Raw genomic sequence first — 24,924 nt, 5'->3', positions numbered from 1 at the left:
GAGCCCTCGCCTATGTGGTTCACCCGCATCAGCATCGGCAACCCGGTGCTCGCCACGATGATGATGATGGCGCTTCTCGTCATCGGCCTGTTTTCCTATCAGCGGCTCAAGGTCGATCAGTTCCCGGACATCGCGTTTCCGGTCGTGGTCGTGCAGACCGCGTATCCGGGGGCGTCGCCGGAATCGGTCGAGTCGGACGTCACGCGCAAGATCGAGGAAGCGGTCAACACGATCAGCGGCATCGACGAAATCACCTCGCGTTCGTATGACGCGCAGTCGGTCGTGGTGGTGCAATTCGATCTTTCGGTGGACGCGGTGCAAGCCGCCCAGGACGTGCGCGACAAGATCGCGCTGATCCGCCCCGATCTGCGCGACGGCGTGAAGGATCCGCGCGTGCTGCGCTATGACCCGTCGGATATGCCAATCATCACGGTGGCGATCTCGAACGCGCCGGGCGCGTCGCTGTCCACGCGCGATCTCACCACGGTCGCCGATCAGATCGTGCGCAAGCGGCTCGAAACCGTGCGCGGCGTCGGCTCGGTGTCGCTGGTGGGCGGCGTGAAGCGGCAGGTGCAGATCGACGTGAATCCGCAGAAGCTGCAGGCGCTTTCGATCGGCGTCGACCAGGTGATCCGCGCCGTACAGAACGAGAATCAGGAGATTCCGGCCGGGCCGCTCACCTCGCGCAATATCGAGCAGACCGTGCAGGTCAAAGGCCGCTTCGAGAAGCCGGACGACTTCAAACGCATCATCGTCGCGCGGCGCGGCGCGCAGTCGGCGATTCCTACGGCTTCGTCCGCCACCCAGCCCATCACACTCGATCAGGTCGCCGAGGTGGTGGACGGCCAGCAGGAGCCCGACAGCATGGCCCTGCTGAACGGGCAGCGCGCACTGTTCCTGTCGATCATCAAGGCGCAAGGCGAGAACACCGTGGACGTCGCGCACGGCGTGCGTGACGCCGTGGCCCTTCTGCAGCCGCAACTGCCGCCGGGCGTCAAACTCAGCATCACTGACGATTCGTCGATCAACATCGAAGAAAGCGTCAACGAAGTGAAGCGCACCCTGCTCGAAGGCGCGCTGCTGACCGTGCTGATCGTGTTCCTGTTCCTCGGCTCGTGGCGCAGCACGGTAATCACCGGCCTCACCCTGCCGATTGCGTTGATCGGCACCTTCGCGGTGATGTATGCGTGCGGCTTCACGATCAACGTGATCACGCTAATGGCGCTGTCTTTATGCGTCGGCTTGCTGATCGACGATGCGATCGTGGTGCGCGAAAACATCGTGCGGCACGTGCAGCTCGGCGCGGACCACCGCACCGCCGCGCTCGACGGCACCAAGGAAATCGCGCTCGCCGTGCTGGCGACCACCTTTTCGATCGTCGCCGTCTTTTTGCCGGTGGGGTTCATGGGCGGCATCATCGGCCGCTTCTTCCATCAGTTCGGCATCACGGTGGCCGCCGCCGTGCTGATCTCGATGTTCGTGTCGTTCACGCTCGATCCCATGCTGTCCTCCATCTGGCCGGACCCCGATCTGCACGACGCGGACACGGGCCGCAAGGGGTTTCGCTATGGGCGCGTCATCGAACGTTCGCTGCATCTGTTCGACAGGCAGATCGACCGGCTCACCGCGTTCTACCAGCGCCTGCTCGGCTGGTCGCTGAAGCACCGCGCAATCACGCTGGTCGTGGCAGCGGCCACGTTCTTCGGCAGCCTGTTTCTGGTGCCCTTCGTCGGCACCGAATTCGTGCCGAATGCGGACTTCTCCGAAACACAGATCGGCTTAAACACGACGGTGGGCACCTCGCTCGAAGCCACCTCGGAAAAAGTTAAACAGGTGCAAGCAATTCTCGCCACCTACCCCGAAGTGCGCTTCAGTTATGCAACGGTCAACTCGGACAACACGCAAGGCAAAAACACCGCGCTCATCACCGTACGACTGAAAGACCGGCGCGACCGCACGCGCGGCGTGGTGGAATTGAACGATGCGTTTCGCGCGCGGCTCGCCTCCGTAGCGGGCGTGTCGGTCACGCAAATCGGCATGCCGGACGGCGCCGGCAGCACGAAAACGATCCAGTTGAGCCTGCAGGGCGACAACATCGACGAACTGCGCCGGCTTGCGGATACGGCTCAGGCACGGATGGCAAAAATCCCGGGGCTCGTCGATCTCGATTCGAGTCTCAAGGCGGATAAGCCGATTGTCGCGATCAACGTGAAGCGCGAACTGGCGTCCGACCTCGGTGTGGGTGTGGCCGATATCGGCACCGCGTTGCGGCCCCTGCTCTCAGGCGACGCGATCAGCACGTGGCGTGCGCCCGACGACCAGGACTACGACGTCAGCGTGCGCTTGCCGCGCTCGCAGCGCGAGGACGTCGACGATCTGGCGCGGCTGATGATCGCCACCAACCGCACTGACGCGAACGGCGCCCCCGTGCTGGTGCCGTTGCGGCAGATCGCGGATATCGTCAAGACGACCGGCCCGGACGTGTTGAGCCGGCGCGACCTGCAGCGCGAGGTGCTGCTGTCGGCAAACGTGAATGGCCGCTCGCCCGGCGAAGTGGCCTCGGACGTCGCGAAGACGCTCGATGCGATGCATCTGCCGGCCGGCTACCACTACCGATTCGAAGGCTCGACCAAGAGCATGAACGAATCGTTCGTGTACGCGGTGGAGGCATTGGCGCTCGCGGTGATCTTCATCTACATGATTCTCGCGTCGCAGTTCGCCAGTTTCGCGCAACCGCTCGCCATCATGGCGTCGCTGCCGCTTACCCTGATCGGCGTGCTGATCGCGCTGCTGCTGTTCGGCAGCACGCTGAACATGTTCTCGATCATCGGCTTCGTGATGTTGATGGGTCTCGTGACCAAGAACGCGATTTTGCTGATCGACTTCGCCAATCAGGCACGGCGTGGCACTCTGCTCGACGCATCCGGCAAGGGTCGTGTGATGGAGCGGCGTGAAGCGCTGCTCGAAGCGGCACGTGTGCGTCTGCGTCCCATTCTGATGACCACGCTGGCGATGATCTTCGGCATGCTGCCGCTGGCGGCGGCGCTCGGCGAAGGCGGCGAGCAGCGCGGGCCGCTCGGGCAGACGGTGATCGGCGGCGTGATTACGTCATCGATTCTGACGCTGGTGGTGGTGCCGGTGGTCTACACGGTGCTGGAGGATTGGGCGGATTGGCTGCGGAAAAAATTCAACACAGTCAGAGGCGTCAAACTGGAGCAATAGCCGCTATTGATTACGCGGACGCCGCGCCTCCGGCGTTCGTCGTACTCCCCCAGCGTGCTTTCGTCACCCGCCCCTGACCAGCTCAAACGCTGCCCGATATGCCCAGGAAGGCATTCCGAAAAGCTGACAACGTCCGGTCGGATCCATCGGCGGCGTCGTCGAGCATCTGAACGACGGCACGGGCCAGCATGTCGCGCCTCAGTGTGTCGTACACGGCGTCGTCCGAGAGGATCGCCGAGACGGCGTCGAACGTTGCGGGCAAAGCAATCTGTCGCGATTCGCGACCTAGCAGCGCCGATGCCGCAAGGCCAACATCGAAGTCATGCACCTCGAGCAGGTCGGCGCCGTTTACCCAAACGCGATCCATATTGCCCGCGTCGCAGTAGTTGCGAAGAATCAGAAGCAGGTCCGATGCGTCAGTATTCTTGGCGGCACGCCGGTCGTACCATGCAAGAATTTTCAGAAGAGCAAGGCACGGCAGGCTCACAACAGGCACCACGATGCGTTCACCAATGTCTATCTCGACAGACGTATCGACGGCCTCACGGAACCCGAGAACATTCATCACAACGTCGCCCCGGGGCGGCCAGGTGACCGAGCCTTCAGGGGCCTCGAGATCGCCGAACGGAACCAGGTCCAACGGCACCGGCCGACCGACGTCCGGATCATCAAAAACCAGAGTGTGCTGCGCCTTGATACTCGCCCTGAAGAGTCCTGTCTGCTCGAGCCCGGCAATCAGGGCTCCATATGCGTCCCAGCTGATCGCACAAACCGCAACGTCGACATCGCGCGTGGCACGTTCCGCACGAATGCCGTGCACATGCCAAAGCACCAGATCCCGAGCGGTTGCGCCTGCGACGGCAAACTTCACGCCAAGCTGGCGTGCGGCCTGCTGGACCCTGGCAAGCAGCGCTGCGGTGACTGGATGCACGGGACGCTCTTCGGCAACCTTAAGGCTGGGTAATGTACTGCTCATAGATTTGCGCGGCGGTGGAAAGGTTACGGCTATCGCCCGAGGCGACGAGATCCGCGTAGATGAGGAACGGGTGAACTAGCGGCTGACGGCCAGGTTCCGTCCAGCCACGCTCGAGAGACTCCGGCCAGAACGATTCAAGAATCTCGACATCTCCACGTGGATCGGGGCGCAGCCGGGCGTTCAGCATGAACTGACTGCCAAGCGGGGCACGGCTGTATAGCGTGACTTTCGCGGCCTTCAGTTCATGCGTCAGGATGTCCGCCGCCGACTCGCCGCCGAGTCGAGCGTCGAAATTAGCGAAGTCGAACACGCGCCACCAGTCAGGCGTCGTGCTCGCGAAGCGTCGCGCACCAAGTTTGAATCGCAGGCGGGTCTGATAAAGGCTGGCCCACTCGAAGACAAATTTCTGCCAGTCGGGAAAGATGCGCTCGCCGCTGCTCTTCAGCGCGACAAGCCCACGGAACTGCAGATCGTCGATGACCTGGTTTGCGGTGCTCAATGCCACGCCAGAGGCCTCGGCGATAGTTCTATACGGCTGCGAGACGAGACCGCGCTGTGTCGCTATAGCGAACATCACCTGCAGTCCTTTGCGCGTGGTGGCACGTCCTGTCTGTGGCTTTTGCGCATGCTGCGGTTTTGGCCGACCGCTGATCATGACCATACCTTCAGGCTCGCTCAGAAACGCATTGCCCCCCGCGTCCAGAAACGGCACGTTCTGCTCGATCAGACGGCCGGCGAGTTCCGGGTCGACGTGGGGCGCGACCAGCATGAGCGGGCGCTGACGCGAACGCGGTTTCGTTGCATGCAGACGATGTTGCGCGAGAATAATGCTCGCGATATCCACTGAGCTCGCCCGTGTCTTGATGTGCACAGGCATTGTAAATTTCCGTCCGGATAGGTCGAATTCAATTGCGGCGTCGCCGTATGGAACGACCTTACGCACCGGCTTCGCCGTGTAGATGCCCGTGGAGCGTTCGAATGCATCGCACGCGTCTTCAAGAATCTGCGTTTCAAGAAACGAATTGGCGGGGCGCGGCATAGTGTACTCGTGTACGATTTTTATTAATGTATCATAAAATCGTACAAGCTATAAAAATCGTACAGATTTTCGACTCGCCACTCGCGGCCGTCCCTTCCCGATGGTCCGCAAACGCGGCGAGGTAAGCCCAGCCACATGAGGTAATGCGCGCACAATCCCAGCACCGCCAACTGGAAAGCAGCGCTGCGGATTGCTGTTAAAGTGCTTACCTTCAATTCGCCGTTTCCCACATCATGCGCACCACCCGAGCCATCCACGCCGTCGAACGGCTGAAAACCCGCAGCGGCAATCCGCAGTTCGCCGCGATCAGCCTGTCCGGCGGCCTGTTTTATCTGGTCGACAAATCGAGCGGCACGGACAAGAAAGTCTCCGATCCGCTGACGCTCGACGACTTCGTCAAATTCGTCGACGGTTTCGGACCGCCGAAGCCGCGCAAGGCGAGCAAGCTCGATATTGCTTTTGAAGAGCAGATCAGGAAGAGCAAGGGCAGCTAGATAGCGCCGCGCCCCATCTGCGACCAGGAAGACATCCGCTCTATGACGAAGACAAGCGCCAGGTCTGTCAGCATCGCGCCGGACCACAATCAACCCACCCTGTCGAAGGGCCAGAAAGCGTTTAACACGCTGATCAAACAGATCGAAAAGCGGCGTGCCAGTTTGAGCGCGTGGGAAGAGTTCGCGCCTGCGTTCCAGCAAAAGTACGTGAATGAACTGCTGCCGCTGAAGCACAAGATGCAACATTTGCGTGCGCAGATGGCGCACCTGCTCGACGCGCAAAGCAATCAGAAACGCATCACGCAGACCGAACGGCGCACCCTTTCAGCATTCATTGTCGATCTCGCGGCGAGGTGTCTCGGGGAAGAAGATAGCGACGAGTTGAAAGCGCTATACAACCGTCACAGTGGGTCCGACTACGACGACGAAAGAGCGTCCGAGTTAGACGAAATGAAATCGATGCTGGAAACGGTATTAGGCGTCGAACTGGACGACCTCGACATGAACTCGCCCGATGAAGTTCTGGATCGTCTGCAGGCGCATGTCGAACAGGACGACGCTGCGCAAGCGGCGGAGCATCAGGCGCGCCGAGCGCAAAGCGCTCCGAAAAAGAAGACGGCGAAGCAGATGGCGGCCGAAACGCGCCGCGAGGAAGAAGAAGCACAACTGAGCCGCTCGATTCGCGAGGTGTATCGTAAGCTGGCCAGCGCGTTGCATCCCGATCGCGAAAGCGATCCAGAGGAACGCAAACGGAAAACCGCGCTAATGCAACGAGTCAACGAGGCCTACAGCAAGAACAACCTGCTGCAGTTGCTCGAATTGCAGCTGGAACTGGAACACATCGATCAGAACGCGCTCGATAACCTGAGCGAAGACCGGCTCAAGCATTACAACAAGATACTGAAGGAGCAGGTGGGCGAACTCGACGATGAAATTATATTTGTCGAAATGGCGTTCAAAGACCGCTACGGACTCGACCCGATGGCGCCCATCACGCCGAAGAAGCTAATGCACTGGTTGACGGAAGACGTTTTTATGCTGCAGGAACAGATCCACTCGCTCGAGTACGATCTGGTGAAGTTCCAGGACCTGGGCGCGCTCAAGGCCTGGTTGAAAATCAGGCGGCGTTGAAATTTAATGGTGCCCTTCGCTGCAGGGTGTCGGCGCCACGTGCCCACAGTCAACCTGGCTCTATTGGGCGCCACTGACCATCCGCCGCACTGCTTGCCAACACTGCATCAATGAAGCGCAGGCCAGCCACGCCTTCATCCACCGTTGTGAGCAGCAGACTTTCAGCGGGCAATGGTTGGCCCGCATCCAACGCCTCAATCTGTAACGCCGCATCTTTGTACAACTGCGCGAACGCTTCCAGATAACCCTCAGGATGTCCCTGCGGCACGCGCGTCGCATGCGCGGCTATTGCGCTTTTAACTCGTCCTCGAGTGAGACGCTCAGCCGACCCACCCAGCGGCGTAAACCACAATTCGTTCGGATTCTCCTGATCGAAGGCGAGACTCGCTTTCGTTCCATATATCCGTAGACGCAGCGCATTTTCCGCGCCGCTCGCCACCTGGCTCGCCCATAGCATGCCGCGCGCGCCATTCGGATAGCGCAGCATCGCCTGCACGTGGTCGTCGATACGGCGTCCCGGCACGAACGTATGCAGCTCGGCTGATAGCGACGACGGCGTCATCCCTGTAATGAAGGCAGCGAGGTGATACGCATGCGTGCCGATGTCGCCGAGACAGCCGGCAGGGCCCGCTAACGACGGGTCCGTACGCCAGCCAGCCTGCTTGTTCGTGCCGCCCGTTTCTACCGGTTCCGCCAGCCAGTCCTGCGCGTATTCGACTTGCACCACGCGTATTTCGCCGAGCGCACCGTTTTCGACGAGCTCGCGAGCGTGGCGCACCAGCGGATAACCGGAATACGTATGCGTCAGCGCGAACAACCTGTTCTTCTCGCGCGCGAGTTTCGCTAGCGCCTCGCCTTCCGCCAGCGAAATCGCCAGCGGCTTGTCGCAGATCACATGGATGCCCGCTTCGAGAAAAGCCGTCGCAACCGGCGCATGCAGATGATTCGGCGTGACGATCGCAACCGCATCGATACCGTCGTCGCGCGCGGCTTCGGCGTGCGCCATCTCTCGCCAGTCTGCGTAGCTGCGCGCGATACCCGCTTCGGCGGCGCTCGCTTGCGCGCGCTGCGGATCGGACGACAACGCGCCCGCCACCAGTTCGAACCGGTCGTCGAGCCGCGCCGCGATTCGATGCACCGGGCCGATAAACGCGCCTTGTCCGCCGCCGACCATGCCGAGCTTGAGTCTTTCGGGCTTTCCGGGTTTTCCTTGCAACATCGCCCTCACTCCTTTGTGGTCTGCTTCGGCTGCGTCACTGCCCGGCCGCAACCAGCATGCCCTCGACTCAACGAAAGACCGCAGTCAAATGCCTAGCACACGCTTCAACTGTCCCGCATCCACACCGCTGCCCGCAAAATCATCGAACGCGTGCTCGGCTACGCGAATGATGTGACGGCGAATAAACTCCGCACCTTCACGCGCGCCGTCCTGCGGATGCTTCAGCGCGCACTCCCATTCCAGCACCGCCCAGCCTGGAAAATCGTACTGCGCCATCTTTGAGAAGATCGCGCCGAAATCGATCTGCCCGTCACCCAGCGACCGGAAGCGCCCCGCGCGTTCAACCCAGCCGCTATAGCCGCCGTACACACCTTGTTTGCCGCTCGGGCGAAACTCCGCGTCTTTCACATGGAACGCCTTGATGCGCTCGTGATAGATGTCGATGAACGCGAGGTAGTCGAGTTGCTGCAGGACGAAATGGCTCGGGTCGTAGAGGATGTTCGCGCGCGCGTGCTGTTTCACCGCATCCAGAAAGCGTTCGAAGGTCACGCCGTCGTACAGGTCTTCGCCCGGGTGCAGCTCGTAGCACACGTCCACACCGGCTTCGTCGAATGCATCGAGAATGGGCACCCAGCGGCGCGCGAGTTCGTCGAAAGCGGCCTCGATCAACCCCGCCGGGCGCTGCGGCCACGGATAAAGATATGGCCACGCCAGCGCCCCGGAAAACGACACATGGGTGTTCAATCCCAGACGTTGTGACGCCTTCGCCGCCAGCTTCATCTGCTCGATCGCCCACTGGGTGCGCGCGAGAGGATTGCCGCGCACGTGCTGCGCGGCAAAGCCATCGAACAAGGTGTCATAGGCGGGATGCACGGCGACAAGTTGCCCTTGCAGATGCGTCGACAATTCGGTGATCGTCACGCCCGAGTTTTCCGCGATCTCACGCAATTCGTCGCAATACGTCTGGCTCGCCGCCGCCTGTTCAAGATCGATCAGGCGGGTGTCGCATGGCACCTGGATACCCTTGAAACCAAGACTCGCCGCCCAGCCCGCCAGGTGCGCAAAATTGTCGAACGGCACCTCGTCGCCCATGAACTGGGCGAGAAAAATCGCCGGCCCTTTGATGGTTTTCATCGTACGGTTCCTCGAACTATGGCGCGCCTGCCCTGCCTCTGCCTCATCTCTCTGCCTCATGCCTTTGCGGGCAGACTGACGGCAAGCGCGCTCCGGACGCCCGGAATCAGAACGGCGAATCAGGAAAATAGAACTGCTGCGCGTTTTCCTTCGTAATCAGCACCGATGGAATGATCGTGGTCGGCGGAAGTTTGTCTCCCTTCAGACGTGCTTCGGCGGTGAGCTTGATCGCGTCGTAGATGAATTTCGGCGAGTATGAGACGTCGGCCTTGATCATCGGCGCGCCGTCCATCACGTTCTTCACCATACCCTTCGAGCCCGCGCCGCCGAAGACGATCTTGATGTCGCTGCGCTTGGCCTGCTCGATCGCCTTGAGGACGCCGACGGCCATGTCGTCGTCGGCAGCCCAGACCGCGTCGATATGCTTGAAGCGCGTGAGGTAGTCCTGCATCACCTTGAACGCGTCGTCGCGATTCCAGTTCGCGTACCTCGCGTCGAGGATCTTCATCTCCGGATAGTTCTTGATCACGTTCGTGAACGCGGTCCAGCGCTCGTTGTCGAGCGTGGTCGGAATGCCGCGCAACGCAACGATGTTGCCCTTGCCGCCCAGTTCCTTCGCCAGGTACTCGGCGGGAATCTTGCCGAACGCGGTGTTGTCACCCGCCACGTAGGCATCCTGTGCGCTGGTATCCGTCAGTCCGCGATCCACCACCGTCACATACACGCCCTTCTTCTTCACCTGTGCGACGGGCTGTGTGAGCGATGCCGATTCGAACGGGAAAATCACCAGCGCGTTGATCTTGTTCACCGTCACCAGATCCTGCAGCTGGTTCGCCTGTTCGGGTGCGCCCGCGGCGGTCTTCACGATCACCTTCAGATCAGGATGCGCTTTCTCCAGATCGGCTTTCGCCTTGTTCGCCCACCACACGATGCCGCCTGTAAAGCCGTGATCGGCCGTCGGAATCGCAACGCCTAGCGTAACTTTCTCGTCGGCACGCGCCACACCTGCCGTGCCCAATATCCCTACCGCCAGCACGCCGGCGCCGATCGCTCGAATGACCTGCTTCATGGTTGTGTCTCCTGTCGACCAGAGTTCGCGCTTTAGCTGTCGATCGGAGTTCGCACTTTAGTGCGTTACTCCGGTCCCATGCAAAGCTCACACTCCGGTTCCATGCAACATAGTTGCGTTACGAGGCGCTCATGCGCCCCGATTCCCGAACTTGCCGTTGTATCCCTTGAAGCTCAACGTCCACTACTTACCGCCGTCCACGCTGCACGAACGCGACGAAGATAATCACGACACCCTGCACCGCCGCGTTCAGATACACGCTGATGATGCTGGTCAGATTCAGAATGTTGGCGATCACCGAAAGCAGGATCGCGCCGATCACGGTGCCGACCACGCGCCCTTCGCCACCTTTCAGCGCGGTGCCGCCCACCACCACCGATGCAATCGCTTCCAGCTCCCAAAGCAGGCCGGTGGTCGGCGTGGCCGAGCCGAGTCGCGGCACGTACAGCACCGTAGCCACGCCCACGCAAATGCCAAGCAGGACGTACGTGATGATCTTCACCGTATCGACGCGAATCGCGGCGTACCGTGCCACCTGTTCGTTCGAACCGATCGCCTGCACGTGGCGGCCAAACGCCGTGCGGTTAAGGATCAACGCGCCGCCCGCCGCGACGATCAGGAACACCCAGATCGGTACCGGCACGCCAAACAGACTCGCGTAATAAACCGGCCCGTATAAGTCGGACAAGGAGTTATCCAGAGTCAGCGCGCCGCCATCCGCGAGCCACGTCAGCACCGCGCGAAAAATGCCCAGCGTGCCCAAGGTCACGATGAAAGGCTCGATGCGCCCTTTGGTAATCAACAATCCGTGGGCACAGCCGAACAGTCCGCCGAGCACCAACGCGAACACGATGCCGATCGTCACGATCAGCAAAGGCGCGAACGCGTGGCCGCCGACACCGGCAGCCAGCCCGTTCATCAGCCAGATCATGCTGCCCGCGATCAGCGCCGCCATCGACCCGACCGACAGGTCGATGCCGCCCGAAATAATCACGAAGGTCATGCCGACCGCGATGATGCCGATGAACGACGTGCGCGTGAGCACGTTCATCATGTTGTCGAGCGTCGCGAAGTCGCGATTGAGCAGCGTGCCGACAATGCACAGCGCGATCAGCCCAACCAGCGGCCCGAGCGCATAGAGACGATGCGCGAAACGCAGCGCGCGGCCGGATTGGACAGCTTCAGTGGGTGCCGGTCGCATGGGCGATCAACTCCTCTTCGGTCAGATGCTCGAGCGTGAGCGTAGTTTGCAGGCGTCCCGCACGCATCACGGCAACGCGATGGCACAGGCCGATCAGCTCGATCAATTCGGATGAAATGACGACTACCGCGCGGCCCTGCGCGGCAAGACGATGAATCAGAAAATAAATGTCGCGTTTCGCACCGACATCGACGCCGCGCGTCGGCTCGTCGAGCACGATCACATTCGGATCGGGCTGCAGGAATTTGGCGAGCGCGAGCTTCTGCTGATTGCCGCCCGAGAGCATGCGCGCGCGGCTCGACAGATCGCCGGTGCGAATGCCGAAGTCGCTCACCGCTTTCGTCAATGCCGCGCGCCCCGCTTTCATATCGAGCAACGGGTGCGCGTAGCGTTCGAGCGTCATCAGTGTGACGTTGTCCTGCAAGCTCAGATTCACATGCAGCCCTTTGCCTTTGCGGTCCTCGCTCAGATAGGTGAGGCCGTGACGCATGGCCTCGCGTGGGTTTTTCAGATCGGCGCGGCGGCCAGCGATTTCGATGTGTCCCGCGGTGCGTTTGCGCAGACCGAGGATCGCTTCAAACGCTTCCGTGCGACCCGCGCCGACCAGGCCGGCAAAGCCCAGCACCTCGCCGGCACGCACCTCGAAGCTCAGATCCTCGACCCAGTCCGGCACGGCGAGGCCCGTTACTTTCAACGCGATTGGCGCTTCGGCCGGCACGGCGACCTTGTCGGGGAACATATCGGATACGTCGCGCCCGACCATCAGATTCGCCATCTGCTGCCGTGCGAGCCCCGCGGTTGCGCCGCGCGCGACAAAGCGGCCGTCGCGCATCACGATCACTTCGTCGGTAATGCGCTCGACTTCGTCCAGTTTGTGCGAGATGTAGATGAGGGTTACGCCATCGGCCTTGAGCTTCGCCATCAACGTGAAGAGGCGCTCGGTTTCCGACGGCGTGAGCGTGGCGGTCGGTTCATCCATGATCAGCAAACGCGCGCGGCGTGACAGCGCTTTCGCGATCTCCACCATCTGCTTTTCCGCGACGATCAACTCGCGCACCCGCGTATCCGGCGCTTTCTCGAGACCGACTTGCGCGAGATATCGGGCGGCGTCGGTTCGCATTGCGGCGTCGTCGACGAACCAGCCGCGCTTTTTTTCGTGGCCGAGATACATGTTCTGCGCAATTGTCAGATGCTCGGCGAGATTGAACTCCTGGTGAATCAGCACGATGCCGGCCACTTCCGCGTCGCGCGAACCGCTGAACTGTTGCGCATGGCCGTCGACCAGTACGGCGCCCGAGGTTGCCGTTTCGTAGCCGGCGAGGATTTTCATCAGCGTCGACTTGCCCGCGCCGTTCTCGCCGAGCAATCCATAGATGCGCCCCGGCGCCAGCTCGAAACTCACGCCGTGCAACACGCGCACCGGGCCGAAGTCTTTGCGGATATCGTCGAAACGAATAGCGAGACTCATGGCCTACGCGCTCCTGCGGATCACGAGCCGATGCGGCAGGAGCACGCCCGGCACGTTCGCCAACGGATTCGCGAGCCGTTGCAGCAGGAGGCGCGCGGCGGTTTCGCCGAGTTCGCGCATCGGCTGGGCGATGGTGGTCAGCGGCGGATCGATTTGCGCGGCCAGCGAAATATCGTCGAAGCCGACCACTGCGACGTCGTCCGGAACGCGCTTGCCGACATTGCGCAAACCGTGGATCACGCCGATCGCCAGCGTGTCGGACACGGCGAAGATCGCGCTCGGCGCGTCGGGCTGCTCCATCAGCAAGGCCGCGGCCGATGCCCCTGCCTCGTAGTCGAGACTGTTTAGATTCATGCGCCAACGCTCGTGCGGCGTGATGCCCGCCTCGGTCAACGCGTCCAGATAGCCCTGCTGACGTTGCCGGGCGTACAGATAGTCGATGTCCGAATTGATCAGCCCGATGCGCCGATGGCCGCGCGCGAGCAGATGCCGCACCGCGTCGCCCGCCGCCCGATAGTTGTCGATACCGACGTACGGCACGCCCATCGCCGGATCGAATTCGCAGCACGCGACCCAGGGCAGCGCGCTGGAGGCTTCGCCAAGCGCCTGCTGGATGGTGGCGGGATCGAGACAGATCGCGCCATCCGCGCGGCGGCGGCGCAGCAGATCGAAATAACTGCGCTCGCGCCCCGGATCGGCGCCCGTGTCGCAGAGCAGCATGAAGTAGCCGTGCTGGCGCGCGACGCTGTCGATGCCGCGCACGATTTCCGCATAAAAAGGGTTGCCGACGTCGGGCACCATGGTCAGCAGCAGACGGCTTTCGGCGGTGCGCAGGTTGCGCGCGAGTTCGTTGACGCGATAACCGCTGGCGTCGACCGCTGCCAATACCTTGTCGCGCGTGACTGGCCGCACGTTTTCGTGACCGTTCAGCACGCGCGACACCGTCGCCACCGAGACCCCCGCCTGCTGCGCCACCTGCGCAATCGAAAGCCCCCCGGCCGGATGCAACGGCTGAGCCTCGGGCTGCGGGCGCTTTGCCGAAGATGACGCCTTCGCGGAGGCCGCCTTCGCGGAGGCCGCCTTTGCGGAGGCCGCCTTCGCGGAAGCCGTTTTGGACACCGACCTGGACACAGGGATTTGCCTCGAAAATGTAATCGATTACATTTTTGGACGATCAAGGCGGGAATCGCAAGGACAGATCACTAGGGATTAACACGGGGGCGAGCGGGTACGGCGAGCGCAGGTCCTGGGTGCGATCCGGGTGCGGCGCACTATCGCACTGCCCGCGACGGCATGGGTTCGCGCCGCCATTTGGTACAATCCCGCAGTTACCCTGCCGGGCGCCGAGTTGTATCCCAAGGCCGCCGGTCAGTGGCACAGAATCGCAAACTCGCCAAACCACACTGCCGAATCCACCATGAACATCGAGCAAGCGCGTTTCAACATGATCGAACAGCAGATCCGCCCCTGGGAAGTGCTCGACCAGGACGTGCTAAATCTGCTCTCGATCGTCAAGCGTGAACACTTCGTCCCCACCGCCTACCGCGACCTGGCCTTCGTCGACTTCGAAGTGCCGCTGCCGGGCGGCCAGCACATGCTGGCGCCGCGCGTCGAAGCGCGCGTGCTGCAGGAACTGGCGGTGAAGAAACACGAAAGCGTGCTCGAAATCGGCGCCGGCTCGGGTTACATGGCCGCATTGCTCGCGCACCGCGCGCAGCACGTGCTGACGGTCGACATCGAACCCGAACTGGCGGAACTGGCGAAGAACAACCTGATCGCCAATGGCGTGCTGAACGCCGAAGTCGCCACCGGTGACGCCTCGCGCGGCTGGGCAAGCGCTGCACCGTACGACGTGATCTGCGTGTCGGGCGGCCTGCCGGTGCTGCCGCAGGAAATCCTCGAACATCTGAAGATCGGCGGCCGTCTGGCGGCTTTTGTCGGCACCGCGCCGGTCATGAAGGCGCAAGTCATCACGCGCATCGACGAAAAGCAGTACCGCATCGCCGACGTGTTCGAAACTTACGTCGAGCCGCTGATCAACGCCGTGCAGCCGCCGCGCTTCAAGTTCTGATTCACCCGTTTGTCCGTACGGCCGGCGCGTCGCCGTCCTTTGAACTGGATGTTCCGCTGATGCAAAATCTGACTGCTCCCGCGCTCGCCGAATGGCTCGCCGATCAATCGCGCCCCGCGCCTGTGCTGCTCGACGTGCGCGAGCCGTGGGAAATCCAGACGGCGTCGATCGCCGGCGCCGTGTCGATCCCGATGCGTGAGATTCCAGCGCGCAGCGAGGAGCTCGACGACGACGCGCAAATCGTCTGCGTGTGCCATCACGGCGCGCGCAGCGCCCAGGTCGCGATGTTCCTCGAATCGCGCGGCCATACCAACGTTTTTAATCTGCAAGGCGGCATCGACGCGTGGTCGCGCCAGGTCGATCCGTCGGTTCCCACCTATTGACCGCACGGTCGAGATGATCCGCCGCTGGGTGCCGGTCCGGGTCCCCGTCCTTGCTGCCGCGCTGGCGCTTCATTGCGCAGCGCTCGCGTTTTTTCCGCGCCCAGCGCACGCGGTCGGTCTCTCCCAGCTTTACGACGAAGCACTCTCGAACGACGCGCAGTTGCAAAGCGCGCGCGCGGCGCTTGCCGCCAATAGCGAAGAGTTGCCGCTTGCCCGCGCCAAACTGCTGCCACAGGTCTCCGCGTCGCTCACTGCGAATCGCCAGAGCACCGATTTCGGCGGCGGCTTTCCTTCCTCCTACGGCAACAGCAATGGCTACACGATTTCGCTCACGCAGCCGCTGATTCACGTCGATACCTGGTACGGCTATGCGCAAGGCAAGCTGGCGGTCGATTCGGCGCAGGCGTCGTTTGCGCAGGCGCGGCAGGATTTGATCGTGCGGCTTGGCCAGGCTTACTTCGACGCGCTTTCCTCACAGGACAGTCTTGCGATTGTGCGTTCGCAGAAGGCGTCGATCGCGCAGCAGCTTGAATCGGCCAGGCGTTCCTTCGAAGTCGGCAACACGACAGTCACCGATACCAACGAAGCCCAGGCTAAATACGATCAGGCGATCTCGCAGGAAATTGCGGCTCAGAACGAGCTTGCGGTGAAGCTGGCGGCGTTGCAGCAGATCGTCGGGCATCCGGTCGAGCGTGTGGATGGACTGGCCACCGGCGCGCCGCTGCCGCCGCCCGTGCCTGCAGACATCAATCTGTGGGTCGATGCTGCCACCGATGCGAACTATCAGGTCGCGTTAAAGCAGATCGCGCTGGAAACCGCGCAGCGCGAGACCTCGAAAGCCAGGGCCGGCCATCTTCCGACCGTCGATCTCGTAGCGAGCCGCTCGCGCAGCAGTCTGGGTGCGGCGGGCGCGGGCAACTTCGGTGGCAATTTCGGCGGCGGCTTTGGAAGCGGCGCGAATACGCCGGCACCGGGCACGCCGGCGCTCGCTGCGGAACTGGGCAACCTGGGGTCCACGTACACGAACAGCACGATCGGCGTGCAGGTCACGATTCCGATCTTTGCGGGAGGCGCGACGCAAAGCCGTGTGCGTCAAACACTCGCACTCGAAGACCAGGCGGCCGCCGATCTCGATACGGCCCGGCGCAATGCGGCGCTGTCAGCACGGCAAGCTTTTCTCGGCGTGGTGAGCGGACTCGCGCAAGTGCGTGCGCTGCAGACCGCTGAGCGATCGGCGAACACCTCGCTCGAATCGAACCTGCTCGGCTATCAGGTCGGCGTGCGAATCAATATCGACGTGCTCAATGCGCAGGACCAGCTTTTTTCGGCGCGTCGCGATCTGGCGAAGGCGCGTTATGACACGCTGATCAATGGCCTCAAGTTGAAGGCCTCGACTGCGAATCTCACCGATCAGGACGTGCTGCAATTGAGCGCGCTGCTGTCGCCGGTCGACGACGGTTCGTTGACCGCGTTGCCACAGGTGCCGGCGGTGCCGCATCCGGGTGTCGCCGCGAAAGGCGCGGCTGGGAAGCTCGGGCGCCGGGCTTTGCCAAATGCGGCGGCTCCGCTGTAAGCCGATTCACTTCATCTTTTTCGTTACCCGCTTGATCCTTTGGCCGCGCGACGTTGCGTCCGTTGCACGCGTGTGTTTTCTGCTGCTTGTCGCTGGTCTCCAACGCCTGTGACGCTTCGCACATCTCCAGGGCGTTGGCCGTCTTCGACCTCCCTGACACCTTCCTTTCATTGCGATCCTTCCGGTCAGTGCCGAAGAATTTTCGTACGGTTTCCTGAGCTCTGCCCGGGCACCATGCTCCGACCATTTTTGGAGGAGCACGGTGATGAGAATTTTGAAGATCGCGATGCTGGCGGCAACGCTATTGCCGCTTGCGTCCTATGCGGTTTTGGGCGGTGCGCCGAGCGTCAACACATCCTCTCCAACAATGCTGCGCGCTACGCCGCAGTCTGCCGCTGCTTCAAGCACAGGCGCAGCCAACACCACCGCCACGGCGCCCTACACCGTGCGCGAGTCGCACGACGCTAACGGCGTCACGATCCGCGAATACGTATTGCCCAGCAACGTCGTCTTCGCCGTCACGTGGGAGGGACCGATACGCCCAGATATGACGGCGCTGCTCGGCAGCTATTTCCCCAACTATGTCAGCGCCGGTGAAAGCCGAGTACGCGGAACCGGCCCTCTGATCGAAGGCAACGGTGATTTCCGCATCGAATCGGCTGGCCGCCTCGGGCATTTCTTCGGCGTAGCGTATCTGCCGCGTCTGATGCCGGCCCATGTACGCGCAAGCGATCTGCAGTGAGGCCACGCGCCGATTTCACGGAAAACACAAACATGAAAACGTTTAATAGCACGCTCCGGGTTGTCGTCGCGGTTTCCAGCCTGGCACTTGCCGCATGCAGCGGCGGCGGTGAAAACAGCAGTCAAGGCGGCAATTCCATCGGCTGGAACGCCACCCCTGACTGGATCGGCAAACCGGACGGCTCCGGCAGCTCAGGCAACTCGGGAGCAGAGATCCCGTCCGGCGACAAGAGCAATACGGTGCCGATTCACGTCGACAACTCAATGGGCAGCATCAATATGCTTTCCGCGACGATCACCGTGTGCGTCCCTGGTACGCAAAGCGCCAACCAGTGCACGACGATCGACCGCATGTTGGTCGATACCGGCTCGGTGGGGGTACGCATTATGGCCAGCGCGCTCCCGGCGCTCAGCGCCAGCTTGCCCACGCAAGTGGGCGCAGTCGACGACGCGAGCGGCGTCGCTCCGATTGCCGAATGCATGCCGTTTGGTTCCGGTACGACCTGGGGCTCGGTGAAACGCGCCGATATCAAGATCGGCAGCCGAACAGCAAGCAATATTCCCATCCAGTTGATAGGCGACGGCGCGTACACCCTCCCGTCAGACTGTGTCGCACACGGCGGTCCGGACCTCAGCACCGCCGACAAACTCGGCGCCAACGGTATTCTCGGCATCGGCTATGGCACCTATGATTCGAAAGGCGCACTGACCACTGCGTTGCCGGGAAATTACTACTATTGCACGGGCACTAACGCCTGCTTCAACACGCGCATGCTGATGACCAAGGAGGTGGTGAACCCGGTCGCCGCTTTCCCGAGCGATAACAACGGCACGATCATCCGACTGCCTAAATTACCTGTAGGCGGCCAGGCGAGCGTCACCGGCGAACTGGTGTTCGGTATCGGCACGCAGTCAAACAACGCGTTGCCGTCGAATATCAATGTTCTGAGGTTGGATGAGTACGGCGAATTCACGACTCGTTATCAGGGCCAGGGGTTCACCTGGAGCGCAATCGACAGCGGCACCAACGGGTTCGCGTTCCAGGACGATTCGATTCCCACTACGTCGAGCTGGTACACACCGTCAAGCGCGCTGAACCTGGCAGCCACGATGGAAGCCAACAGCGGCCAAGGAGCCCGCGTCAATATGACCTTCACGATCGACGATGCCTTCCGCATGTCGGCGAACGGAAATGCCGGCTATGACAACGTCGGCTGGTACCAGTCCAACTCAAAAATGTTCATGTGGGGTCTGCCCTTCTTCTACGGACGCAGCGTGTACACAACGGTCGGCAACGGAACGATTGGCACGCAGAATGGACCGTTTGTCGCGTTCTAACGAACGCGGCCGGGCAGACGATGTCCTGTGACCTCGTCTGCCCGAGGTCGTTTCTGACACCCGGTTAGGATATTTCAGCATCTCTCATTAATAGCCCACAGGCAACATGCTCCGACCTGTTTTTTTGAGCAATGTGATGAGATTTGTAAAGATCGTGCTGGCCGTGTCGGCCATGTTGCCACTCACGTCGTATGCGGCGCTGGGTGGCGCACCTGGTGCGGGTGCAGCCCCGAGGCCGCTGCTTCGCTCCGCGACACCGGCTTCTTCCGCATCTACTGCGGCTTATACCGTGCGTGAATCGTATGACACCGACGGCGTCAGGATTCACGAATACGTGCTGCCTACCAATGTCGTGTTCGCCGTCACGTGGCAAGGGCCCGTGCGCCCCGACATGGTGGCGCTACTCGGCAGCTACTTTCCGAATGCAGTCGCCGCCGGCGCACGACGCGCACGCGGCACTGGTCCGTTAATCGAACGCAACGGTGATTTTCAGATCGAGTCAGCGGGACGGCCAGGGAACTTCTTCGGCAAGGCAATTTTGCCACGCCTCGTCCCAGCCAATGTCCGTACTGACGATCTGCAGTAACACGGCGCATCGATTTCACGGAACACAAGAAAGATGAAAACCCTCAATAAGAAACTTTGTTTTGCGTTGCTAACGATCAGCCTGGCTCTTTCAGCCTGCGGTGGCGGCGGTGGCGACGACAGCAACTCGAACACGCCCAAGGACAACGATAAGCCGGCGACGCCGAGTCCTGCTTCTACGCCGAGTCCAAGTCCAAGTCCAAGTCCGACGCCGGCTCCGAGCCCGACGCCGACGCCTGCTCCGACTCCAACCCCGACTCCAACCCCAACCCCAACCCCGACTCCGACTCCGACTCCGACTCCGACTCCAACTCCAACTCCAACACCGACGCCGACTCCGACGCCCACTCCAACCCCGACGCCCACTCCGACCCCAGTCGCCGACATCAACACCGTCCCGATCACCGTCGAACGTTGGACGGGAAACTACGCGAACATGCCGTACGTGACCGTCACACTCTGCATCCCCGGAGTACAGGGCGCGAACCAATGCGCAACGATCGATCACATGCAGCTCGATACCGGTTCGGTTGGGGTGCGGGTTCTGGCGAGCGCACTCGGTCCCGCCCTCGCCGGCCGCTTGCCGGCACAATCTGGCGCCACCAACGATCCGACCGGCAACGCGCCAATTACCGAATGCGCGGTGTTCGGCTCGGGCTACACATGGGGGCCGATCAAACGGGCCGACGTGACTATCGGCGGTAAAACGGCGGGTAACCTGCCTGTACAGGTGATCGCGGACGGCGCGTATGCCACCCCGTCGGACTGCGCCTCGCGTGGAGTGCTCGACCTTGGCAACGTATCCGCGCTTGGCGCCAACGGCGTGCTCGGTATCGGCCCGGCGCAACGCGACTATCCGGCCGCGGCGCAAACGGTCCTATCGGCCGCTTACTATTACTGCACCTCCGCGACGTCGTGCACGAACACACGCGTGCCGCTCGACACGCAGGTCATGAACCCTGTTGCCAACTTCACCTCGGACAATAACGGCACGATCATCCGCCTGCCCGCGTTGCCCGCGGGGGGCCAGTTGAGTGCCACAGGTGAGCTGGTGTTCGGGGTCGGCACACAGCCGAACAATGCACTGCCGTCGAATCCGAAAATCGTGGCGCTCGATCAGAACGGCTACTTTCAGACTACGTACAAGAGCCGTTCGTATTCGAGCGCCATCGACAGCGGTTCCAATGCGAACATCTTCGCGGACTACACCGTTCCGTATTCAGGCGACTGGTATGTACCGCCGACTACGCTCAGCCTGTCCGCCATCCTGACGGGCGTAGACAAAGCTGCCACGCCGGTAACCGTGCCGTTCTTGCTGACCGATGGCTGGAGCCTGATGGCAAACCGGTACGCGGCCTATGACAGCCTTGGTTCGCCATCGGCGGGCATGTTCCTCTGGGGACTGCCGTTCTTCTACGGACGCAACGTCTACACGGTGCTCAACAATGTGACGATCGGCAAACAAGCGGGGCCGTTCATCGCGTTCTGACAATCACGGTCAGTCCTATAACGAAACATGTCCCAAAGCCGGCGCCACAGGGCGCCGGCCTTTTCCCCGCCACAACGCTCGCCGTCGCAAGACCGCTCTCACCTAATCCGTCTCCTTCAAAACCTCCCCCGCCGTCCTGAATATCTCGTCAATCTGCGTCTCTTCAACAATCAACTACGGCGAGAACGCCAGAGTATCCCCGATATAGCGCGTCAACACGCCCTTCTCAAAGCACCGCACAAGAACACCATAAGCACGCGCACCCGGCGCTCCGGCACACGGCGCCAACTCGACCCAGCCCACCAATCCAAGATTACGTACGGCATCCAGAACGCCGACATAGCGGATGGCTTGGCGCCGGCGCGCCCAGTCATGTTGGGTCTCCTTATGTTTACGTGAGTGGCCTACCAATGCCGACACAGCACAGCGCATGCACAAAGGGGCAGCGGTCGTGCACCGCCGACGCCCGCTGGCCGATCAACACGCTTCGTTGCGGCGCGACGCGCACCCGAACGAGGCGCACGCCCCGTTCCTGCACCAATTTCGCGCCACATTACGCATAACTGACGTCGCGCATCACCGCGTCACAGCGCGCGATTCGCGGACTTCAAGTCGAAATGACCGCATGGCATGTGCCTTGCAGTACACAAGCGGCAAGTCATGCGGGATAAGCCCTGCTGGCTGAAATCGACGCCCATAAACATTCACCACCAATGGCAAGGGGAAATACATGAAACGTCGTAGTCTGTTGAAGTTCGGCTCCATGTCGGGCGCGCTGGCGCTAGCTGGTCAGGTTCCGTTTGCTCAGGCGCAATCGGGCAGCGGCCCGATCAAGGTAGGCGTTCTGCATTCCTTGTCCGGCACGATGGCGATCTCGGAGACATCGCTCAAGGACACCGCGCTGATGACCATCGCGGATATCAACAAGAACGGCGGCGTCATGGGCCGCCAACTGCAGCCGGTGGTTGTGGACCCGGCCTCGAACTGGCCGCTGTTCGCCGAAAAAGCACGCCAGTTGATCACCCAGGAAAAGTGCGCCGTCGTCTTCGGCTGCTGGACTTCGGTGTCGCGCAAGTCGGTGCTGCCTGTATTCGAGGAGCTGAACGGTCTGCTGTTCTATCCGGTGCAATATGAAGGCGAAGAAATGTCGCGCAACGTGTTTTACACGGGCGCAGCACCGAATCAGCAAGCGATTCCGGCAACCGAATACCTGATGAGCACGGAGGGCGGCGGGGCCAAACGCTTCTTCCTGCTGGGCACCGATTATGTGTACCCCCGCACCACCAACAAGATCCTGCGCGCGTTCCTCAAGTCGAAAGGCGTGCAGGAAGCCGATATCCAGGAGGTCTACACGCCGTTCGGCCACAGCGACTACCAGACCATCGTCGCGAACATCAAGACCTTCTCGCAGGGCGGCAAGACTGCGGTGATCTCGACCGTCAACGGCGACTCGAACGTGCCGTTCTACAAGGAACTCGGCAACCAGGGGCTGAAGGCGTCCGACGTGCCGGTCGTCGCGTTCTCGGTCGGTGAAGAAGAATTGCGCGGTATCGATACGAAGCCGCTGGTCGGCAATCTTGCGGCATGGAACTACTTCATGTCGCTGCGTAATCCGGCCAACGAGAAGTTCAAGAAGCAATGGGCGCAGTGGGTCAAGGACAACAACCTGCCGGGCGGTACCAAGCGCGTGACGAATGACCCGATGGAAGCGACCTTCGTCGGCATCCATATGTGGAAACAGGCCGTCGAGAAAGCGAAGAGCGCGGACGTCGACAAGGTGCGCGTGGCGATGATCGGCCAGACGTTTGCCGCGCCGTCGGGCTTCACGCTCGAGATGGATGGCAATCACCATCTGCACAAGCCGGTGATGATCGGCGAAGTGCGTGCCGACGGCCAGTTCAACGTGGTGTGGCGCACCAAGACCGCGGTGCGCGCGCAGCCGTGGAGCCCGTTCATCGCCGGCAACTCGAGCAAGCCGGATGTGGTCAGTTCGATTCCGGCGTTCCTGAAGCGCTCGCGCGTTGCCTGAGTCTGAATCCGGGCAGAGCCGGGCCTGAACCGCTGCTCTGCCCAACAAGACGCTGCAAGACGCAAGACAACGGCGTGGCACCGGTGCAGTACCGCAATGCCGCGCCGCCTCGCCGGTTTTTCTTCAAAGGCCATCATGGCGTTTTCATTTCTGAAATTCGCACGACGCAGCATCGGCGGCGTGGCGCTTGCGCTCCTCGCCAGCGCACCGCTTGCCGCCTTCGCGCTGAGCCCGGCCGATGTCGCGCCGCTCGCCGGCGACGACTTCGATGCGAAATCCGCGGCAATCGACAAGCTGATTGCCAACCATGACAAAGAATCGCTCGCGGTGCTCAAGGCGCTTTCCGAAGACAGCGCGCTCGCCACCGATTCAGGCGCGGTGCTGCTGCAAGACGGTGACACGGCGCGCGACGCTGTCACCGGTAAAACGGTCGCCGCAGGCGACGCGCAACCGGTCACGCTGAACAACCTGCTGCGCTCGAAAGTGGCCGGCGCACTCTCGGGTCTGCAACTCGATTCGCCCGACGTCGCCACCCGCGACGCCGCCATCACCGCGTTGCTGCAAAACCCCGATCCGTCGATCAAACCACTTGTGGACGCGGCGCGCGCGAAGGAAACCGATCCGGCGCTCAAGAAGCGCCTCGACACCCTGTGGGCCATGACCGCGTTGCACGACGCCGATCCGGCCAAGCGCCTCGAAGCCGTACAACTGGTCGCGGCGCGGCACGATCTCGACATGAACGAACTGCTGCGCCCGCTCGTCGCGAAGAAGCCGGACGGCAGCTTCAACGAAACCGATGCGCGGGTGCGCGCCGCCGCGCAAAGCGGCATCGACGAACTCGATTCGATCCAGCGCCGCAGCCAGATCGCCGGCACGCTGTTCGCGGGCTTGTCGCTCGGCAGCGTGCTGCTGCTCGCGGCATTGGGCCTTGCGATCACGTACGGGCTGATCGGCGTCATCAACATGGCGCATGGCGAATTCCTGATGATCGGCGCGTACGCAACCTATGTCGTGCAGAACCTGTTCCAGCGCTTTGCGCCTGGTGCATTCGACTGGTATCCGCTGCTTGCCGTGCCGGCCTCATTCGCCGCGGCCGGCCTGGTCGGAATCGTGCTCGAACGGTTGGTGTTGAAGCATCTGTACGGCCGTCCGCTCGAAACCCTGCTGACCACCTTTGGCGTGAGCCTGATCCTGATTCAGGCGACCCGCATGCTATTCGGCGCGCAGAACGTCCAGGTGATCAATCCCGCGTGGATGAGCGGCGGCGTGACCGTCTTGCCCAATCTGATCCTGCCGTACAACCGGTTGGCGATTCTCGCGTTTTCGTTGATCGTAGTCGGGATCGCTTGGGCCGTGCTGACCAAAACCCGCCTGGGTCTGTTCGTGCGGGCCGTCACGCAAAACCGGCGGATGGCCGCATGCGTCGGCGTGAAAACGGCGCGAGTCGATTCGTACGCGTTCGCGTTCGGTGCGGGCATTGCCGGATTGGGCGGCTGCGCGCTGTCGCAGATCGGCAATGTGGGTCCGGACCTCGGCCAGAGCTACATCATCGATTCGTTCATGGCCGTGGTGCTCGGCGGCGTCGGCCAACTCGCCGGCACGGTGATCGGCGGCTTCGGTCTCGGGCTGGTCAGCAAGGCAATCGAGCCGTTCTGGGGCGCGGTGCTCGCCAAGATCGCGGTGCTCGTGCTAATCGTGCTGTTCATCCAGAAGCGTCCGCAGGGCATGTTCGCCCTCAAGGGCCGTAGCGCGGAGGCATGAG

The 24,924-nt window shown here is 62.0% G+C and carries 20 protein-coding genes and 1 pseudogene; 12 read left to right on the top strand and 9 right to left on the bottom strand.

The window, feature by feature from the left end; all coding sequences use genetic code 11:
• Window positions 1-12 precede the first annotated feature (12 nt).
• Window positions 13-3,222 (top strand): efflux RND transporter permease subunit, encoded by a 3,210-nt coding sequence (locus BCY88_RS22205; RefSeq protein ID WP_120346318.1) that lies wholly within the window; start codon window positions 13-15, stop codon window positions 3,220-3,222.
• Window positions 3,223-3,304: 82 nt separating this feature from the next.
• On the opposite strand, the gene BCY88_RS22200 is transcribed toward BCY88_RS22205, so the two are convergent.
• Window positions 3,305-4,153, bottom strand: coding sequence for a nucleotidyl transferase AbiEii/AbiGii toxin family protein (locus tag BCY88_RS22200; protein WP_310796129.1), 849 nt, complete (start codon window positions 4,151-4,153; stop codon window positions 3,305-3,307).
• Between the two features lie 19 nt (window positions 4,154-4,172).
• Window positions 4,173-5,237 (bottom strand): type IV toxin-antitoxin system AbiEi family antitoxin, encoded by a 1,065-nt coding sequence (locus BCY88_RS22195; RefSeq protein WP_120346316.1) that lies wholly within the window; start codon window positions 5,235-5,237, stop codon window positions 4,173-4,175.
• A gap of 233 nt (window positions 5,238-5,470) precedes the next feature.
• Here BCY88_RS22195 and BCY88_RS22190 point away from each other — a divergent pair, with 233 nt between their 5' ends.
• Window positions 5,471-5,731, top strand: coding sequence for a hypothetical protein (locus tag BCY88_RS22190; RefSeq protein WP_063495029.1), 261 nt, complete (start codon window positions 5,471-5,473; stop codon window positions 5,729-5,731).
• Between the two features lie 42 nt (window positions 5,732-5,773).
• Window positions 5,774-6,862, top strand: coding sequence for a J domain-containing protein (locus tag BCY88_RS22185; RefSeq protein WP_120346315.1), 1,089 nt, complete (start codon window positions 5,774-5,776; stop codon window positions 6,860-6,862).
• Window positions 6,863-6,911: 49 nt separating this feature from the next.
• On the opposite strand, the gene BCY88_RS22180 is transcribed toward BCY88_RS22185, so the two are convergent.
• The 6 genes from BCY88_RS22180 to BCY88_RS22155 all read right to left on the bottom strand — a co-directional run bounded on the left by BCY88_RS22180 (window position 6,912) and on the right by BCY88_RS22155 (window position 13,961).
• Complete coding sequence (locus BCY88_RS22180) at window positions 6,912-8,081, bottom strand: Gfo/Idh/MocA family protein (protein WP_120346314.1); 1,170 nt, start codon at window positions 8,079-8,081, stop codon at window positions 6,912-6,914.
• Window positions 8,082-8,165: 84 nt separating this feature from the next.
• Window positions 8,166-9,215 (bottom strand): sugar phosphate isomerase/epimerase family protein, encoded by a 1,050-nt coding sequence (locus tag BCY88_RS22175; RefSeq protein ID WP_120346313.1) that lies wholly within the window; start codon window positions 9,213-9,215, stop codon window positions 8,166-8,168.
• Between the two features lie 106 nt (window positions 9,216-9,321).
• Window positions 9,322-10,284, bottom strand: coding sequence for a substrate-binding domain-containing protein (locus BCY88_RS22170; RefSeq protein WP_120346312.1), 963 nt, complete (start codon window positions 10,282-10,284; stop codon window positions 9,322-9,324).
• Between the two features lie 187 nt (window positions 10,285-10,471).
• Entirely contained in the window at window positions 10,472-11,485 is a 1,014-nt protein-coding gene (locus BCY88_RS22165) for an ABC transporter permease (RefSeq protein WP_120346311.1), read from the bottom strand.
• Window positions 11,466-12,953 carry a sugar ABC transporter ATP-binding protein gene (locus tag BCY88_RS22160; protein ID WP_120346310.1) on the bottom strand — a complete coding sequence of 496 codons (1,488 nt, stop codon included), beginning with the start codon at window positions 12,951-12,953 and terminating at the stop codon, window positions 11,466-11,468. The genes BCY88_RS22165 and BCY88_RS22160 overlap by 20 nt, the downstream gene beginning before the upstream one ends.
• Window positions 12,954-12,956: 3 nt before the next feature.
• Window positions 12,957-13,961, bottom strand: coding sequence for a LacI family DNA-binding transcriptional regulator (locus BCY88_RS22155; RefSeq protein ID WP_404935719.1), 1,005 nt, complete (start codon window positions 13,959-13,961; stop codon window positions 12,957-12,959).
• 409 nt (window positions 13,962-14,370) lie between these two features.
• On the opposite strand from BCY88_RS22155, the gene BCY88_RS22150 reads away from it, so the two are divergent.
• The 7 genes from BCY88_RS22150 to BCY88_RS22120 all read left to right on the top strand — a co-directional run bounded on the left by BCY88_RS22150 (window position 14,371) and on the right by BCY88_RS22120 (window position 21,133).
• Window positions 14,371-15,024: a protein-L-isoaspartate O-methyltransferase family protein gene (locus tag BCY88_RS22150; protein ID WP_120346308.1), complete on the top strand. Its 654-nt coding sequence runs from the start codon at window positions 14,371-14,373 to the stop codon at window positions 15,022-15,024.
• 59 nt (window positions 15,025-15,083) lie between these two features.
• Complete coding sequence (locus BCY88_RS22145) at window positions 15,084-15,407, top strand: rhodanese-like domain-containing protein (RefSeq protein WP_028200548.1); 324 nt, start codon at window positions 15,084-15,086, stop codon at window positions 15,405-15,407.
• Between the two features lie 13 nt (window positions 15,408-15,420).
• Window positions 15,421-16,980 (top strand): TolC family outer membrane protein, encoded by a 1,560-nt coding sequence (locus BCY88_RS22140; RefSeq protein ID WP_120346307.1) that lies wholly within the window; start codon window positions 15,421-15,423, stop codon window positions 16,978-16,980.
• Between the two features lie 265 nt (window positions 16,981-17,245).
• Window positions 17,246-17,722, top strand: coding sequence for a DUF2844 domain-containing protein (locus tag BCY88_RS22135; RefSeq protein ID WP_120346306.1), 477 nt, complete (start codon window positions 17,246-17,248; stop codon window positions 17,720-17,722).
• A 32-nt stretch (window positions 17,723-17,754) separates the two neighbouring features.
• A complete protein-coding gene (locus BCY88_RS22130; RefSeq protein ID WP_120346305.1) occupies window positions 17,755-19,059 on the top strand; it encodes a DUF3443 domain-containing protein in 1,305 nt (434 codons plus the stop codon).
• Between the two features lie 136 nt (window positions 19,060-19,195).
• A complete protein-coding gene (locus BCY88_RS22125; RefSeq protein WP_120346304.1) occupies window positions 19,196-19,645 on the top strand; it encodes a DUF2844 domain-containing protein in 450 nt (149 codons plus the stop codon).
• Between the two features lie 33 nt (window positions 19,646-19,678).
• A complete protein-coding gene (locus BCY88_RS22120) occupies window positions 19,679-21,133 on the top strand; it encodes a DUF3443 domain-containing protein (protein WP_120346303.1) in 1,455 nt (484 codons plus the stop codon).
• A 102-nt stretch (window positions 21,134-21,235) separates the two neighbouring features.
• Here BCY88_RS22120 and BCY88_RS40440 read toward each other — a convergent pair.
• Window positions 21,236-21,454: pseudogene (locus BCY88_RS40440) on the bottom strand (omega-aminotransferase AptA); the annotation flags it as partial.
• Window positions 21,455-21,863: 409 nt separating this feature from the next.
• Between BCY88_RS40440 and urtA the strand changes: the two are divergent.
• Both urtA and urtB read left to right on the top strand, forming a co-directional pair.
• Window positions 21,864-23,162, top strand: coding sequence for an urea ABC transporter substrate-binding protein (urtA, locus tag BCY88_RS22110; RefSeq protein WP_120346302.1), 1,299 nt, complete (start codon window positions 21,864-21,866; stop codon window positions 23,160-23,162).
• 135 nt (window positions 23,163-23,297) lie between these two features.
• On the top strand, window positions 23,298-24,923 hold the full coding sequence (urtB, locus tag BCY88_RS22105; RefSeq protein ID WP_120346396.1) for an urea ABC transporter permease subunit UrtB: 1,626 nt from the start codon (window positions 23,298-23,300) through the stop codon (window positions 24,921-24,923).
• The last annotated feature ends 1 nt before the right edge of the window (window position 24,924 follow it).

Source organism: Paraburkholderia fungorum, from assembly GCF_003610895.1.
GTDB classification, from domain to species: domain Bacteria; phylum Pseudomonadota; class Gammaproteobacteria; order Burkholderiales; family Burkholderiaceae; genus Paraburkholderia; species Paraburkholderia fungorum_B.
The sequence above is the reverse complement of the archived record's forward strand: the minus strand, read 5'-3'. Positions and strand labels throughout refer to the sequence as shown.